Source organism: Rhodanobacter sp. Col0626 (genome assembly GCF_049994385.1).
Classification (GTDB): domain Bacteria; phylum Pseudomonadota; class Gammaproteobacteria; order Xanthomonadales; family Rhodanobacteraceae; genus Rhodanobacter.
In genome coordinates, this window is record NZ_CP188260.1 from 24,146 (window position 1) to 38,257 (window position 14,112).

A 14,112-nucleotide genomic window follows, 5' to 3' on the forward strand; every position below is an offset into this window, starting at 1 on the left:
AAGCCAAGCACCCATGATCAGCCGCTGGCCGGCAGATATTTCTGGAACCAGCCAAGTGCCCGTTGCAGCACGTCGCGCTGGTGGACGGGATCGGCGAAGTGATGCCCCTCGTTCGGGTACACCACCAGCGAAGTGGGCACGTTCTGCGCGCGCAGCGCGTGCCACATCTCGAATGACTGCGGCGCGGGGCATTCGGCGTCACGGTCGCCGACCACGATCAGCATCGGTGTTTTCACTTTCTTGATGAAGTTGATCGCCGAACTCTTCGCGTACACCGCCGGGTCGTCGTAGACGGTGGCGCCGAAGAACGGCGGCATCCACTGGTCGATCAGGTTCTGGCCGTAGTAGCTCTGCCAGTTCGAGATGCCGGCGCCAGCCACCACGGCGCGGAAGCGCTGGGTCTGGGTCGGCACGAACATGCTCATGAAACCGCCGTAGCTCCAACCGGTAAGACCGAGCCGCTTGTCGTCCACCGGCAGCTTCTTCTCCACCGCGTCCACACCGGCGAGGATGTCGCGCAGATCGCCGTAGCCGAAGTCCTTGCGATTGGCCTGCACGTACTTCTCGCCCTGGCCGAAGCTGCCGCGCGGGTTCGGCTGGAACACGAAGTAACCCAGCGCGGACAGCGGTGCGGCACCGTAACCCACGCCCGGCCAGCGCGGGATCACCGCGCTCGACGGGCCACCGTGCACCATCACCACCATCGGGTAGGTTTTCTTCGGATCGTAGTTGGTCGGATACAGCAACCAACCCTGCACGTGAAAGCCCTCGTTGTTCCATTCGACCGACTCGGCCTTGCCCCACGCCGGCTTGAGCGCGGCGTTGAACGACGTCACCGCGGGCGGCGGCGTGTCGCCCGGGCTGCCGGCGTGCACTTCGGTGGCGGTGGCGAACGAACTCTGCAGGAAGGCGACGTGCTTGAGATCGCTGGACAGCGACATCGCCATCGACGCGCTGCCGTCGCTGACGCTGGCCGGCACGGTGAAGTGCACCCGTTGCTGCTGGGCGCGGGTGGCGGACACCGCGTAGTCGGCCAGTTGGCTCTGGCCGTTGCTGACCTGGCTGACCAGCATCGCCTGCGGGCCGGTCCAGCGCAGCCATGACGGCGTGACGTGGATGTCCGGGGTGAGGTTGACGAGCGAACCGCCGCTCGCCGCAACGGCGTAGATGTCACCGCCGGTAGCGCCCTGGTCGCTCATCAGGCCGCCAATGAAGGCGATCCGCGTGGCGTCCGGCGACCAGCGCGGCAGCGCGATCTGCAGGCCGCGCAGCGAACCACTGGCCGTGCTGGCGGGATCGACCAGCACGCTGGCGCCGGCGTCGGGATGCGCGGGTTGCACGTAGAGTTTCGCGATCCACCAGTTGTTGTCGCCCGGCGGCAGCGCGGCGGTATAGGCGATGCGCGAACCGTCCGGCGACCAGTCGAATTCGTACGCGTACAGGTTGGCCGGCGTCAATTCGTGCAGCGCGCCGCTGGCCACGTCGAGGCTGGCCACGCGCTGAACTTCCACGCCGGTGACACCCACCTCGCCAGCCGCCGGCTTGGCCGCGGCCGTGGCGCTGGCGTGGCGGGTGGCGCCGGGGACATAGAGGAAGCCCAGTGACTTGCCGTCGGTCGTCCATTGCAGCGCGCGCACATAGCCTTTCAGCTGTGCCAGTCGCGCTGGCGCGCCTTTGCCCTTCGTGTCGGCCAGGTAGACATCGTTCTGCATGGCCTGGGTGTTGGTCAGGTCGACATTGCAGTTGGAGACGAACGCAAGATGGTGCGAGTCGGGTGCCCAGGCGATGCCTGATTCGGCACAACTGCCGGGCTTCGTCGCGCCGCTGATCCGGCGCGCATGGCTGCCATCGGCCGCAGCCACCTCGATCGTCGGCTTGCCGTCGCGCTCGATAACCCACGCCAGTTGCTTGCCGTCCGGCGAAATGGCGGTGGCCTGGATCGACTCGGCCTTGCCCAGCTGGGTCAGCAACTGTTCGATGCGTGGATCGACCATGGGCGAACCGGCGAACGCGTTCGGGGCCAGTGCGATGGCCAGCAACAACACGGGAGCGGAGAGGGGCGCGCGTTTCAGCATGGAAGATTCCGGCACGGCAAAAACGCCACGCTACAACCCGCGTACGACGCGCGCCAAGTGCAGGACGGCATGGGTCAATCCGGCCGAAAGCGCCGGTTGCGTCAGGGCGCCGTAGCCTTTGCCTGGCGCGTCACGGCCATCGCAGCGAGTTTCGCGCGAATGGCGGGGATCGCCGCCAGCGCGGCCTTTTCGCCGGCAAGAATGGCCTGATTCCTCTGCTCGAAGTCGGTCGGGCCGATGCCGCGCAGGTCGGGCCGGATCACCACGTCGGCGCGCGCGCTTTCCTGCGCGGCCAGTTGCCGACCCATGATGCTGAGGGACTGCCCCACGATATTCATCATGCCTTGCGGGTTGCGGCCATCGGGCCCGGCCGAGATGTCCACGGCGATCACGAAATCGGCGCCGAGCTGGCGCGCCGCATCGACTGGAATGGGACTGACCACGCCGCCGTCGACATAGTGCCTGCCACTGATTTCGGCAGGCTCGAATACGCCCGGGATGCTGCTGGAGGCACGCACCGCCTGACCGGCGTTGCCGCGCACGAATACCGTGCGCTTACCGGTTTCCAGCTCGGTGGCGACGGCGGCGAACGGAATCTTGAGGCGCTCGATCGGACGATTGTGCAGCAGTTGGTTGACGTAGTCCTGCAGCGCCTGGCCCTGCACCAGTCCACCGGAAAACAGCCGCACGTCGCGGATCTTCGCCTCGTCCAGGCCGAATGCGGTTTCCTGTAGCTGGAACGCATCCATGCCGCTGGCGTACAACGCGCCCACGACACTGCCGGCGCTGGTGCCGGCCACCACATCGGGATGGATGCCGCTGGCCTCCAGCATCTTGATCACCCCGATATGCGCGAAGCCTTTGGCTGCCCCGCCACCGAGCACGAGGCCGATCTTCAGCGGTGCGGGTGGTGGTGGGATCGGCGGCGGGACGGGTTTGCTGGCGTGGAAGCAGGCGCTCAGGGCGAACGTGGCGAACAGCGGCAGCAGGCGTCGGAAAGACATGGGCAGTCGCGTCGGCGGTAGAAGATGGGTGCAGCCTATGCCCGCCGGGTGGCGCGGAGAGGGCATGAGTCTGGCGGTGTGGTTGTTCTGGTGTGCTCGCTCCCCGTGCGTTGCAGGAGAGGGAGCACGGGCGTCAGCCCAGCGCGCCGTCGGCTTCCTGGTGATAGTGCGTGGCCAGTTCGACTTCCTGCTTCGAGCCAAGGAACACCGGCACGCGCTGGTGCAGGCCGGTCGGCTGCAGGTCCATGATGCGCCCGCGGCCGGTGGTTGCCGCACCGCCGGCCTGCTCGATGATGAAGGCCATCGGATTGGCCTCGTACATCAGCCGCAGCTTGCCGCCCTGCTTGAGGATTTTCGCGTCCAGCGGGTAATAGAACACGCCCCCGCGGGTCACGATGCGGTGCACGTCGGCGACCATCGAGGCAACCCAGCGCATGTTGAAGTCCTTGCCGCGCGGGCCGGTGGTGCCGGCCAGCAATTCGCCGATATAGCGCTGCATCGGCGGCTGCCAATGGCGCTGGTTCGACATGTTGATGGCGAACTCGGTGGCCTGTTCGGGGATGCGGATGCCGCGGCGGCTGAGGATGAAACTGCCCACCTCGCGATCGAGCGTGAACTCGTGGGTGCCGTGGCCGAAGGTCAGCACCAGCACGGTGGCCGGGCCGTACACCACGTAGCCGGCGGCCAGCTGGGTGGTGCCCGGCTGCAGGAAATGTTCGGCCTTGGGTTCGGTCACGCCGTCGGGGCAGCGCAGTACCGAGAAGATCGTGCCGACCGAGATGTTGACGTCGATGTTCGAGCTGCCGTCCAGCGGGTCGAACAGCAGCAGGTGTTGGCCCTTCGGGTAGCCGTCCGGAATCTGCTGCGGATCCTCCATCTCCTCCGACGCGCAGGCGGCGAGGTGGCCGCCCCAGGCATTCGCCTCCAGCAGGATCTCGTTGGAGATCACGTCGAGTTTCTTCTGCGCTTCGCCCTGGATGTTCATGCTCAGCGCATCGTCGCTGCCGGCCATGCCCAGTACGCCGCCGAGGGCACCCTTGTTGGTGGCCACCGCGATGCGCTTGCAGGCGCGCGCGACCACTTCGATCAGTAGCGAGAGTTCGGCGTTGATATGACCGGCGCGGCGTTCCTCGATCAGGAACTGGATCAGCGAGACGGGCTTCATGTCGGGTCCATGGCAGAAGGAACCGCCATTGTCCCGGCTACGGCTTAACCGCGCCAGCACGGCGTCGATCCGCCACATGCGGTCACCGGCCGGCCCGACTGCTGACAGCACGTTGGCAGCAGGGGGTAGGCAAGCTGTACCTCCATAGCGGAGGGACACGACATGCGCGATACGGTTTATTTCCTGGTCTTTGACGGTTTTGCCGACTGGCAGGCGGCATTGGCATTGTGCGAGATCCGTCGCCCCGGCGACTGGCAGGTGCAGACGGTGGGCCTTTCGGTCGAACCGTCGACGACCGCGCCGGTGACCTCGATGGGCGGTCTGAAGGTGCAGCCCGACCTGTCGCTGGCCGAACTCGACTTCCGGCGAGCGGCGTTGCTGATCGTGCCGGGCGGCCACCTCTGGCAACGCGGCGAAGGGGCGCCGGCGGTGGCGGCGATCCGGCAGATGCACGCCAGCGGCGCACCGGTGGCCGGCATCGACAGCGGCGTGCTGGCACTGGCGCGTGCCGGCCTGCTCGACCACTGCCGTCACACCGGCAACTGGTCCGGCCAGATCGCCGCCCAGGTGCCGGACTACGCCGGTGCCGAGCAATACGACAGCGAGGTGCTGGCGGTCAGCGATGGCGGCGTGATCAGTGCCAGCCATCTCGGCAGCGTGGAGTTCGCCCGCGAGGTGATCCGCACGCTGGATCTGTACAGCCACAGCGATCGCGAACACTGGTATCGCCTGTTCAAACACGCCCAGCTGCCGCCGTGGTGTGTCGGCGAGGCCATGGCCGCATGAGGAGAGGAAGCATGAACACATTCCTGCAACGCGCGGTGATGGCCTATCGCCCGATGTATTTGAACGGCTTGCTGCTCGACGGACAGTTCAAGTTGCCGAAAGCCGACTCGACGGATGAGCCGGCGAGTCACGCGGGCTCGCCCCGCTCGCGTCAGCGCACCCTGCTGGCGGCCCTGATCCCCACTTCTTTTCACCGGAGCAAAACATGACCAGGACTTTCCACGGCAGTTGTCATTGCGGCGCGGTGCGCTTCGAGGCCGATATCGATCTTGCCGCCGGCACCGGCCGCTGCAACTGCTCGATCTGCACCAAGACGCGTTACTGGGGCGTGGTCGTCAAACCGGACGCCTTCCGCCTGCTGGCCGGCGAGGACGCCTTGTCGGACTACCAGTTCAACACGCACAGCGCGCACCACCTGTTCTGTCGACACTGCGGCGTGCGCCCGTTCGGACGCGGTTACGTCGAGGAGATCGGTGGCGACTACGTCTCGATCAACCTGGCCTGCCTCGATGACGTGGAACCGCAAGCGCTGATCGACGCGCCGTTGCGCTACTCCGATGGCCGCCACAACAACTGGATGTCGGCACCCGCCGAGACGCGGCATCTTTGATCCTTGCCCTCGCAACACTCAGGAATTCCCGATGGACAACCAACGAGTCACTTTCTTCCACTCGCCACAAAGCCGCTCCGCCGGCACCCGCGCGTTGCTCGAGGAGCTCGGAGCCGACTACGACCTGCACCTGCTCAACCTGAAAGTCGGCGAGCAGCGTGAGCCGACGTATCTGGCGATCAACCCGATGGGCAAGGTGCCGGCGATCCACCATGACGGTGCATTGATCACCGAGCAGCCGGCGGTGTTCATCTATCTGGCCGACCTCTATCCCGCCGCGAAGCTGGCGCCGCCGCCTGGCAATCCGTTGCGCGGGCCGTACCTGCGCTGGCTGGTGTTCTACGGTTCGTGCTTCGAGCCGGCGATGGTCGACAAATCGATGCAGCGCGAGCCCGCGCCACCGTCGACTTGCGGCTACGGTGATTACGACACCATGCTGAAGACACTCATCGACCAGCTCGAGCGCGGTCCGTACCTGCTTGGCGAAACCTTCAGTGCCGCCGACGTGCTGTGGGGCACCGCGTTGAACTGGACCACCATGTTCAAGCTGGTGCCGGAACTGCCGGTGATCCGCGCCTATATCGACCGCGTGCTGGCGCGTCCGGCACTGCAACGCGCGGCGGCGAAGGATGCCGAACTGCTGGCCGCGCAAACGGCCTGATGCCATGGGTCGTGACCTCCGGCGCTGTTCCCCATGGCCGATCCCGGCGATGATGCGCGGATGCGTCGAGCCGATCGCCTGTTTCTCATCATCCACGCCCTGCGCGGCCGTCGGACTGCACTGCAGGCGCGCTCGCTGGCGCAGACGTTGGGTGTGTCGTTGCGCACGGTATATCGCGACGTCGCCGACCTGCAGTTGTCCGGCGTGCCCATCGAGGGCGAGGCCGGCGTCGGCTACGTGCTGCGCAAGGGTTCGGACATCCCGCCGCTGATGTTCAACGCCAACGAACTCGAAGCCCTGGTGGTCGGATCGCGTTTCGTGCGCGCGTTTGCCGGCACCCAGCTGGCCGAAAGCGCACGGTGCGCGTTGCTGAAGATCGAAGCGGTGCTGCCACCCGAATTGCGCGAGCGCGCCACCCGTACGCGGATCTTCGCGCCGGTGTGGCGCGATCAGTACCGCGAGGATTTCGCCGCGCTGATCGACCGCCTGCATGCCGCCATCGTCGGCAATCAGGTGTTGCGCCTGGAGTACCGCGATGAAAGCGGTCGCGCCAGTACGCGCGAAGTCGAGCCGCTGTGCCTGTCGTTCTGGGGCGGCAAGTGGACCCTGGGTGCGTGGTGCCGGCTGCGCCAGGATTTTCGCAATTTCCGCCCGGACCGCATCGATACCTGCCTGGCCGGCGAGGAGCTTTTCGTCGAGACCGCCGAGCGCAATCTCGCCGCCTATCTGAACGCGGTCGGCGTGGGCAAACTCGATCTCGGCTGAGCCGCGCGGCTGACCCCGGCGTTGCCATGCGTCGCGATGACCGCCACGATAGGCCTCAGACTTTGCCTATGGATGCTGCCGCGATCAGGCAGCAAGGAACCCGCGTGAACAAGATCCCGATGATGGCCCGACTGCTCGTTCTCGCATTGAGCTGCAGCGCGTGGTCGCCGAGCGCCGCCGCGCAGGCGGCCCCGGCCGGCAGCACCGCCGATGCCGATGCGCAGTTCAAGACCATCTACAGCACCGAGTGGGCCTGGCGCACCGGGCAGGCCGGTGTCAGTGCGTCCGGCGAATCGCAGCCAAACACCGGGCGACTCGACGATGTCGATGCGGACAGCCAGCAACAGCGGCTGGATTACTGGCGGGGAGTACGCAAGCAACTGGACGCCGTCGACGTCACGCGGCTGTCACCGGCCAACCAGATCAACGCCGCGGTCTATCGCGCGCAGATCGACAACTTCGTCGCCGACCAGAAGTTCATGAACTGGCAGATGCCGTTCAACAGCGACTCGGCATTCTGGTCCGATATCGGGTACGAGCTGGGTGGCGACCGGCTGCGCACGGAACAGGATTACACGAAGTACCTCGACCGTCTCGGCCAGCTTCCGGCGTACTTCGACCAGCAGATCGCCAACATGCGTGCCGGCCTCAAGCGCGGCTTCAGTGTGCCGCGCGAGGTGCTCAAGGGGCGCGATGTCTCGATCGCCGCCGTCGCCGAATTGAAGGATCCGACCACGAGCAGTTTTTATGCGCCGTTCGTGCATCTGCCGGCATCGATCCCGGCTGAGCGTGCGCAGGCGCTGCAGGGCGAGGCGTTGCGTACCATCCGCGACGAAGTCATCCCGGCGTATGCGACGCTGCTGAAGTTTTTCCACGAAGAGTACGTGCCGCAGGCGCGTGCCACGCTGGCCGCCGAGGCCTTGCCGGACGGCAAGGCGTTCTATCGCCAGCAGATCCACGAATACACCACGCTCGACCTCGATCCCGATCAGATCCACAAGATCGGCCTCGAGCAAGTGGCGAAGATCCATGCGCAGATGCTCGAGGTGATGAAGGATTCCGGCTTCAAGGGCAGCTTTGCCGCGTTCCTGAAATTCCTGCGCAGCGATCCGCAGTTCTACGCGAAGACGCCGCAGGAGCTGCTCGACAAGAGCGCCTGGGTGGCCAAGCAGGTGGACGGCCAGATGGCCAGGTACTTCGGCCATCTGCCGCGCGAACGCTTCACCATCGTGCCAGTGCCCGCGGATATCGCGCCGTATTACACCTCCGGACGCGGCGGTCCGGGCGAATACCTGGTCAACACCTATGACCTGCCGTCGCGCCCGCTGTACAACATGCCGGCACTGACCCTGCACGAGTCCTATCCCGGCCATGCCTTGCAACTGGAGCTGGCCGATGAAGACCACAGCCAGCCGGACTTCCGCCGCAACGGCTACATCTCTGCCTACGGCGAGGGCTGGGGCCTGTACTCGGAGTACCTCGGCAACGAAATGGGCATCTACCAGACGCCCTACCAACGGTTCGGTTATCTCACCTATCAGATGTGGCGGGCGTGCCGGCTAGTGGTCGACACCGGCATCCATCATCTGGGCTGGACGCGCCAGCAAGGCATCGACTACCTGACCATCAACACGGCACTGTCGGATCGCGAGATCGCCAACGAAGTCGACCGCTACATCAGCTGGCCCGGCCAGGCGTTGTCGTACGAACTGGGTTACCTGAAGATCCGCGAGCTGCGTTCGAAAGCCGAGAAAGCGCTGGGCGCGAAGTTCGACCTGCGCCACTTCCACGACACCGTCCTGTCCACCGGTTCGGTGCCCTTGCCGGTGCTGGAACAACGCATCGACCGCTTTATCGCCGAGGGTGGGCCGGAGCCGGCATACGGTTGTGATTGCGCCGGAGAGAAGAAACCGAAGCCGTCGGGATCGTGAACCAGGTGCTGGTCAAACATTGACCACAACTTCCTTTGTGGAGTAAATTTCAATACAACTTCACAAGGAGAGTTTGCATGCTGGCCCAACCGCTGCCTGAAAATACTCCTGTCGCGGATCTCGGCGGTCCGGCCCTGCGGTCTTTCTTCGGCATGGCCGAACAATGGAAGCTGCGCATCGCCGACCAGCGCAAGTTGCTCGGCGATCCACCGGAGTCGACGTTCTACAAGTGGAAGCGCCAGCAGGATGGGGCATTGGGCCGCGACACGATCGAGCGGATCAGCTACCTGCTCGGCATCTGGAAGTCGCTGCAGATCCTGTTTCCCGATCCGGACCAGGCCGATGCGTGGCTGCACAAGCCGAACACGGCAGCGCTGTTTGGCGGCCATTCGGCGCTGGCGCGGATGCTGTCGGGCAACGTCGCCGATCTGTATGTGGTGCGCCAGTACCTGGATGCGCAGCGCGGCTGAAGCGGGTGCTGCGACAGACGTCGCGGCGAGCAAGACGGATATGCCGCACGCTCTGTCCCTCCCCCTGCTTGCAGGGGAAATTGGGGTACAGCTTTTGATCTGATCCCGGCGAAGAGCGACCCACCCCGGCCCTCCCCTGCGAACGGGGGAGGGAGCGGAGCATGGAGCGCCAGCATCTGGATGCGTAGTACGGGTGAGTGAAGCATGCATGTGGTCGCGATCGGCGAGACGGCCGCACGACACGCTCTGCTCCTACCCTGCCTGCAGGGGGAGGTTGGGAGGGGTAAAGCTTTTGATCTGATCCCGGCGAAGAGCGCCCCACCCCGGCCCTCCGTTGCGAGCAGCGGAGGGAGCATGTTCTGGAGTTCCGATGCCAACTGAAATGCCACCCGTCAAACGTATTCGCTGGACCCAGGCCTATCGCATCGTGCCCAGTCGCTTTCCGCCAGTGGGCGTGTATGACCGCATTGCCGATCCGGCCGATCTCGACGCGGTATTCGCGATCGAGGCGTTGACCAATCCGCGCCTGCGCGAGGAAGCCGGTGCGTTGAAGCAGGTACCGAAGGAGCATCGCATCAGCGGACCGGGCTCGACGCCGGTGATGGCTGCGTTCACCCATTTGAATCCCGAAGGCAGCCGCTTTTCCGATGGCACGTGGGGTGTGTTCTACGCGGCTCATGGCGTGGCCACGGCGGTGGAGGAGACGGTGTATCACCGCGAGCGCTTTCTCGCCGCGACCGCGGAGCCGGCCTGCGACATCCAGATGCGCTGCTACCGCACCAGCGCGGACAGCAAACTGCACGACATCCGCGGCGGCTGGACCGCCGCGCACGATCCGGACAGCTACGTCGTCAGCGTGGCGCTGGCGCGCGAGCTGCACGCGGCAGGCTCCAACGGCATCGTCTACGACAGCGCCCGTCACCGCGGTGGCGAATGCCTGGCCGCGTTCCAGCCCGACGTGGTGGCGCGATGCACACAGGCGCAGCACCTGGTCTATCGATGGGACGGCACGCGCATCGCACAGGTGCTGGAGGTGAACGAACTCAAGCGGCCGCTATCCGGCAAGGCCGGGAGCGACCTGTAGCTGAAACGCGCGCTGGTCCAGCAGGCACCGCGCGTCCTGCCGCCCCAGCGCAAACGCCGCATGCACCGTGGCGCGTGGAGTGCAGTCCCAGGTCGAGACCGGAATTCGCCCGCTGGGTTGCCAGTAATGCCGACCGTTGCTGCGGAAGAGGGTGGGCAGTTTCGGGTGATGCCGGGTCAGCAGGATCAGCGTGGCGGTTTTTCCGGCGCTCGTTTGCGGCGGAATCGGCGCGTTGTCGAGATAACCGCCATCGATCGCGTGGCGGCCGTCGATGCGTTGCGCCGACAGGAAGGGCGGCGCCGCGGCCGCGGCGACCAGCAGGTTGCGCGCGTCGGCCACGTCCGTGCATTTTTGCAGCTCCAGGAATTCATGACGCAGGCCAAGCAGTCGCGGCAGCCGCGGATGCAGCCGATTCCACACGTGCTTGTCGATCAGATAAGCCAGCGTGCCCGCCATGATCGATCCGCCGAGGCCTAACGCACGCGCCGGTCGGGTAATCGCCACCTGCAGTCGGCTGGGCGCATTGCGGATGGCCTCGAACGTCTGCGCGTCGAGGAAGGCGGACAGCCATGCCGGGTAGATCTGCTGATGGGCAAAGCGCAACTTGAGCTGACGCAATCCACGCCAATCGAAGATGCGCGGATTGGCGTCGAACAGACGGACGCAGGCGTCGAGGGCGTTGTGTGCACCGGTGGTCAGGCACGCGGCGGCCACGGCCGCGCCGGCGCTGGTGCCGACCAATCGTGCCGGCAGTCGCCCGCCCTGTTCAAGCCACTGCGTGACGACGCCGGCCTGCCACCAGCAGCGATTGCCACCACCGGCGAAAATCAGGGTCTGGATGTCGGCGAGGTCCAGCCGGGAAAGGCGTTCGATGGGCATGGCGTCCTTGCGGGTTCGAGTGTTTCGTCATGAATGGCGACGATCCCGCGGCGCGCAAGGGACAGGCGGCAGAAAGCGTACGCGCGCTCGCAACGCCGACCGTGCGTCAAGGCCTGGCAGGTGTCCGGATCGATGCGGTCGCGCTAGCCTGTGTCCATGTCGAACGGAGTGGATCGGATGAAGAACAAGCGCAACCTGCTGGTGCTTTTGCTTCTGTTATCGCCGCTGGCGACGGCCCGGGACCATCGCCCGAACGATCACGCGCAATGGAGCAAGGACATTGCCGCGTTCCAGGCCGCGGACCGGGCGCAGCCGCCGCCGGCTGATTCGGTGCTGTTCATCGGCAGTTCGTCGATCCGCTTCTGGAAATCGCTGGCAACGGACTTTCCCGCGGTGCGCACGATCAACCGCGGCTTTGGCGGTTCGGAGATCGCCGACGCCACCTTCTTCGCCGACCGCATCGTGGCCCCGTACCACCCGCGTGCCATCGTGATGTATGCGGGCGACAACGATTTGCAGAACGGCGACAACCCGACGCAGGTGCGCGACGACTTCGCCGCCTTCGTGCGCAAGGCGCGTGCGGTGGATCCGGGCGTACCGATTGCCTTCATCGCGATCAAGCCGAGCATGGCGCGCAAGGTGCTGCTGCCGCAGATCCGCGAGGCGAACGCCTTGGTGCGCCGGTACGCGGCGACGCAGAAGGGCGTTTCCTACCTGGATGTCTTCACGCCCATGCTCGGCGCAGATGGCCAGCCGCAACCGCGCTGGTTCATCGCCGACGGCCTGCACATGAACCGCGAAGGCTACGCATTGTGGGTCGGTGTGCTGAAGCCGTGGCTGGATAACCTGCGCGATCGGCCGTAGAGAGATACCCACGCCCCATAGGTCCTGTGCAGCCGCGGCCGCGGCTCGCCGTCCGCGATCACGAGCGAAAATCCACCACGTCCGGCAACGACGAGACGTCGACGTGATGTCGCCGGGTAGCGGCAATCGGTACTGCATGGCGGTCCCCCGCGGTCAGTCTGTATGCCGGCGTGGCTGTGAGCGTCGAATCGACGTCTATACGGCCAGTCCGGGTGAACGAGAGCCGGCCATGGCTGCCCCTTCCCAACGTGGCCTCACGTGCGGACGCCCTTCCGAGCGACCGCGGCGACGTGACGCAGCGCACATCCTGTGCGATCGCGCCGTGGACGGGGTGGGGTGGCGCTGCGATCCCCCGTCTTTTCTATGAGGGCACCCGCGAAACGTCGCGAGGCCTGCGTATCCATCGCCGACTGCGGGGAGCAGCGCGATGGTGTTCGATCGAACATTGACTTTGGGGATATCTCACATGAAGAACATGCGTTACATGTTGTTGGCGGCCATCCTGACGAGCGGAGCGACATTCGCGCAGTCGTCGGCAGGCGGCGTCGGCGGGGCGGATTTCGTGATGTCGTCGGCGCGGGCGGTTTCGCCGACGCAGGCGGCAGCCGCGCGCGGACTGAGCGAATTCGCCGCGCACTTTGCGGGCAATGCGGGGGAGCTGCCACAGGGCTTTCCGCTGGACGTGCGGGATCTTGGCGAATTGCGCAACGCGCAGATCGGCTGGGGCTTCCAGGTCTATGACGTGACCAAGGCGGCGTTGCAGTCGAGCGCCAGTCTGGAGGCCATCGCACGGCCAACCGGCATCTGGCGCTATGAGGTGATCCTGCACGATCGGCCGATCGGACTGGTGACCCTGGCGCAGGCATCGCACGGATGGGAAGTGGTGTCGGTGAGCGGCATCGGTATGGTCGGCGACATCAATGCGGTGGTCGGTGCGTACGGAAGCAGCGCCGGCACCCAGCTGCGCTACGTGCGTGTGCCGCAGGCGACGGCGGATTTCATCCAGGTCAAGCACGGTGCGGCAGCGGCGCAATACGCACCGTTGCAGGCCGCGCGCGACACGCTGAGGGTATCGGCTCTCACAACCGCCAGTCCGAACGGCGCGAGCACGGCCGATACGGGTCTGCTGGACAGCAATGCGCTGCGCACGCAGTTGCGCCAGGCCGTCGCGCGCAGCGCGAACTGAATCCGCCCCATCGTCAGGAGAATCCATCATGAAGATCATGCAACGTCTCGCCACGGCCATCGGCCTTGGCGTGCTTTCGTCCGCCGCGGTCGCCGGCGCCGGCTACAGCTCTCTCGACGTCACCCAGGTGATTCAGGAGCACAGCAACTGGTGCTGGGCAGCCTCATCCGTGGACATATTGAAGTGGTACAAGCTCAATCCCAGTCAGTGCGGCGTGGTTAACTGGGCGTTCGGCCGCGCCGATGCCTGCGGCAGTGGCGTGTTCGACTGGAATTCCGCGGCAAACTCGCCCAACTCGCTGTATGGCGACAACGGCAGCGTGCAGGCGATCCTCGGCAACAACGGCGTGCGCAGCACACCCTCGGCCTCGGCATTGACCTGGAACACCATCGTCAACGAGGTCAACGCCGGCCACCCGTTCGTGATGCGCTTCGGCTGGTATGGCGGCGGCGGTCACATCCTGGTGGGCTATGGCTACGACGACCGGAATGGCACGATGATGGTCGCCTACATGAACCCGTGGCCGGGCGAGGGTTACACCTGGTCCACCTACGCCTGGACCAAGTCGGCGGCCTACGACCACACATGGACCCACTCGCTGCGCACCACGAAGTAAGGCGAGCGACCTTGCA

At 65.7% G+C, this 14,112-nt stretch carries 15 protein-coding genes; 11 read left to right on the plus strand and 4 right to left on the minus strand.

Annotation, left to right across the window (positions count from 1 at the left end):
* Positions 1-17: 17 nt before the first annotated feature.
* The 3 genes from ACPPVV_RS00105 to ACPPVV_RS00115 form a co-directional block, all read right to left on the minus strand.
* Positions 18-2,075, minus strand: coding sequence for an alpha/beta fold hydrolase (locus tag ACPPVV_RS00105; RefSeq protein WP_426701460.1), 2,058 nt, complete (start codon positions 2,073-2,075; stop codon positions 18-20).
* A 101-nt stretch (positions 2,076-2,176) separates the two neighbouring features.
* Positions 2,177-3,079, minus strand: coding sequence for a patatin-like phospholipase family protein (locus tag ACPPVV_RS00110; protein WP_426701461.1), 903 nt, complete (start codon positions 3,077-3,079; stop codon positions 2,177-2,179).
* Positions 3,080-3,212: 133 nt separating this feature from the next.
* On the minus strand, positions 3,213-4,244 hold the full coding sequence (locus ACPPVV_RS00115; protein ID WP_426701462.1) for a class 1 fructose-bisphosphatase: 1,032 nt from the start codon (positions 4,242-4,244) through the stop codon (positions 3,213-3,215).
* Positions 4,245-4,406: 162 nt separating this feature from the next.
* On the opposite strand from ACPPVV_RS00115, the gene ACPPVV_RS00120 reads away from it, so the two are divergent.
* The 8 genes from ACPPVV_RS00120 (at position 4,407) to ACPPVV_RS00155 (ending at position 10,551) form a co-directional block, all read left to right on the plus strand.
* Positions 4,407-5,030 carry a DJ-1/PfpI family protein gene (locus ACPPVV_RS00120; protein ID WP_426701463.1) on the plus strand — a complete coding sequence of 208 codons (624 nt, stop codon included), beginning with the start codon at positions 4,407-4,409 and terminating at the stop codon, positions 5,028-5,030.
* A gap of 11 nt (positions 5,031-5,041) precedes the next feature.
* The gene (locus ACPPVV_RS00125; protein ID WP_426701464.1) at positions 5,042-5,239 is read left to right on the plus strand and encodes a hypothetical protein; all 198 of its coding nucleotides are present in this window, start codon (positions 5,042-5,044) and stop codon (positions 5,237-5,239) included.
* The gene (locus tag ACPPVV_RS00130) at positions 5,236-5,640 is read left to right on the plus strand and encodes a GFA family protein (protein ID WP_426701465.1); all 405 of its coding nucleotides are present in this window, start codon (positions 5,236-5,238) and stop codon (positions 5,638-5,640) included. The genes ACPPVV_RS00125 and ACPPVV_RS00130 overlap by 4 nt, the downstream gene beginning before the upstream one ends.
* Positions 5,641-5,671: 31 nt before the next feature.
* Positions 5,672-6,301, plus strand: coding sequence for a glutathione S-transferase family protein (locus ACPPVV_RS00135; protein ID WP_426701466.1), 630 nt, complete (start codon positions 5,672-5,674; stop codon positions 6,299-6,301).
* Between the two features lie 60 nt (positions 6,302-6,361).
* A complete protein-coding gene (locus tag ACPPVV_RS00140) occupies positions 6,362-7,066 on the plus strand; it encodes a helix-turn-helix transcriptional regulator (protein WP_426703284.1) in 705 nt (234 codons plus the stop codon).
* Positions 7,067-7,185: 119 nt separating this feature from the next.
* Entirely contained in the window at positions 7,186-8,997 is a 1,812-nt protein-coding gene (locus ACPPVV_RS00145) for a DUF885 domain-containing protein (RefSeq protein WP_426703285.1), read from the plus strand.
* Between the two features lie 77 nt (positions 8,998-9,074).
* Positions 9,075-9,467, plus strand: a complete 393-nt coding sequence (locus ACPPVV_RS00150) for an MbcA/ParS/Xre antitoxin family protein (RefSeq protein ID WP_426701467.1) — start codon at positions 9,075-9,077, stop codon at positions 9,465-9,467.
* Positions 9,468-9,837: 370 nt separating this feature from the next.
* Positions 9,838-10,551, plus strand: coding sequence for an RES family NAD+ phosphorylase (locus ACPPVV_RS00155; RefSeq protein ID WP_426701468.1), 714 nt, complete (start codon positions 9,838-9,840; stop codon positions 10,549-10,551).
* On the opposite strand, the gene ACPPVV_RS00160 is transcribed toward ACPPVV_RS00155, so the two are convergent.
* Positions 10,522-11,430, minus strand: coding sequence for a patatin-like phospholipase family protein (locus ACPPVV_RS00160; protein ID WP_426701469.1), 909 nt, complete (start codon positions 11,428-11,430; stop codon positions 10,522-10,524). The genes ACPPVV_RS00155 and ACPPVV_RS00160 overlap by 30 nt on opposite strands.
* A gap of 177 nt (positions 11,431-11,607) precedes the next feature.
* Here ACPPVV_RS00160 and ACPPVV_RS00165 point away from each other — a divergent pair, with 177 nt between their 5' ends.
* From ACPPVV_RS00165 to ACPPVV_RS00175, 3 genes are all read left to right on the plus strand, one after another.
* Positions 11,608-12,294, plus strand: coding sequence for an SGNH/GDSL hydrolase family protein (locus tag ACPPVV_RS00165; protein ID WP_426701470.1), 687 nt, complete (start codon positions 11,608-11,610; stop codon positions 12,292-12,294).
* Between the two features lie 466 nt (positions 12,295-12,760).
* Positions 12,761-13,480, plus strand: coding sequence for a hypothetical protein (locus ACPPVV_RS00170; RefSeq protein WP_426701471.1), 720 nt, complete (start codon positions 12,761-12,763; stop codon positions 13,478-13,480).
* A 28-nt stretch (positions 13,481-13,508) separates the two neighbouring features.
* Complete coding sequence (locus ACPPVV_RS00175) at positions 13,509-14,096, plus strand: papain-like cysteine protease family protein (protein ID WP_426701472.1); 588 nt, start codon at positions 13,509-13,511, stop codon at positions 14,094-14,096.
* The last annotated feature ends 16 nt before the right edge of the window (positions 14,097-14,112 follow it).

What these genes read in the sequence shown, in the direction of transcription:
- ACPPVV_RS00105 (WP_426701460.1), bottom strand. Translation starts at nt 2,075, where the DNA reads ATGCTGAAACGCGCGCCCCTCTCCGCTCCCGTGTTGTTGCTGGCCATC.
- ACPPVV_RS00110 (WP_426701461.1), bottom strand. Translation starts at nt 3,079, where the DNA reads ATGTCTTTCCGACGCCTGCTGCCGCTGTTCGCCACGTTCGCCCTGAGC.
- ACPPVV_RS00115 (WP_426701462.1), bottom strand. Translation starts at nt 4,244, where the DNA reads ATGAAGCCCGTCTCGCTGATCCAGTTCCTGATCGAGGAACGCCGCGCC.
- ACPPVV_RS00120 (WP_426701463.1), top strand. Translation starts at nt 4,407, where the DNA reads ATGCGCGATACGGTTTATTTCCTGGTCTTTGACGGTTTTGCCGACTGG.
- ACPPVV_RS00125 (WP_426701464.1), top strand. Translation starts at nt 5,042, where the DNA reads ATGAACACATTCCTGCAACGCGCGGTGATGGCCTATCGCCCGATGTAT.
- ACPPVV_RS00130 (WP_426701465.1), top strand. Translation starts at nt 5,236, where the DNA reads ATGACCAGGACTTTCCACGGCAGTTGTCATTGCGGCGCGGTGCGCTTC.
- ACPPVV_RS00135 (WP_426701466.1), top strand. Translation starts at nt 5,672, where the DNA reads ATGGACAACCAACGAGTCACTTTCTTCCACTCGCCACAAAGCCGCTCC.
- ACPPVV_RS00140 (WP_426703284.1), top strand. Translation starts at nt 6,362, where the DNA reads ATGCGTCGAGCCGATCGCCTGTTTCTCATCATCCACGCCCTGCGCGGC.
- ACPPVV_RS00145 (WP_426703285.1), top strand. Translation starts at nt 7,186, where the DNA reads ATGATGGCCCGACTGCTCGTTCTCGCATTGAGCTGCAGCGCGTGGTCG.
- ACPPVV_RS00150 (WP_426701467.1), top strand. Translation starts at nt 9,075, where the DNA reads ATGCTGGCCCAACCGCTGCCTGAAAATACTCCTGTCGCGGATCTCGGC.
- ACPPVV_RS00155 (WP_426701468.1), top strand. Translation starts at nt 9,838, where the DNA reads ATGCCAACTGAAATGCCACCCGTCAAACGTATTCGCTGGACCCAGGCC.
- ACPPVV_RS00160 (WP_426701469.1), bottom strand. Translation starts at nt 11,430, where the DNA reads ATGCCCATCGAACGCCTTTCCCGGCTGGACCTCGCCGACATCCAGACC.
- ACPPVV_RS00165 (WP_426701470.1), top strand. Translation starts at nt 11,608, where the DNA reads ATGAAGAACAAGCGCAACCTGCTGGTGCTTTTGCTTCTGTTATCGCCG.
- ACPPVV_RS00170 (WP_426701471.1), top strand. Translation starts at nt 12,761, where the DNA reads ATGAAGAACATGCGTTACATGTTGTTGGCGGCCATCCTGACGAGCGGA.
- ACPPVV_RS00175 (WP_426701472.1), top strand. Translation starts at nt 13,509, where the DNA reads ATGAAGATCATGCAACGTCTCGCCACGGCCATCGGCCTTGGCGTGCTT.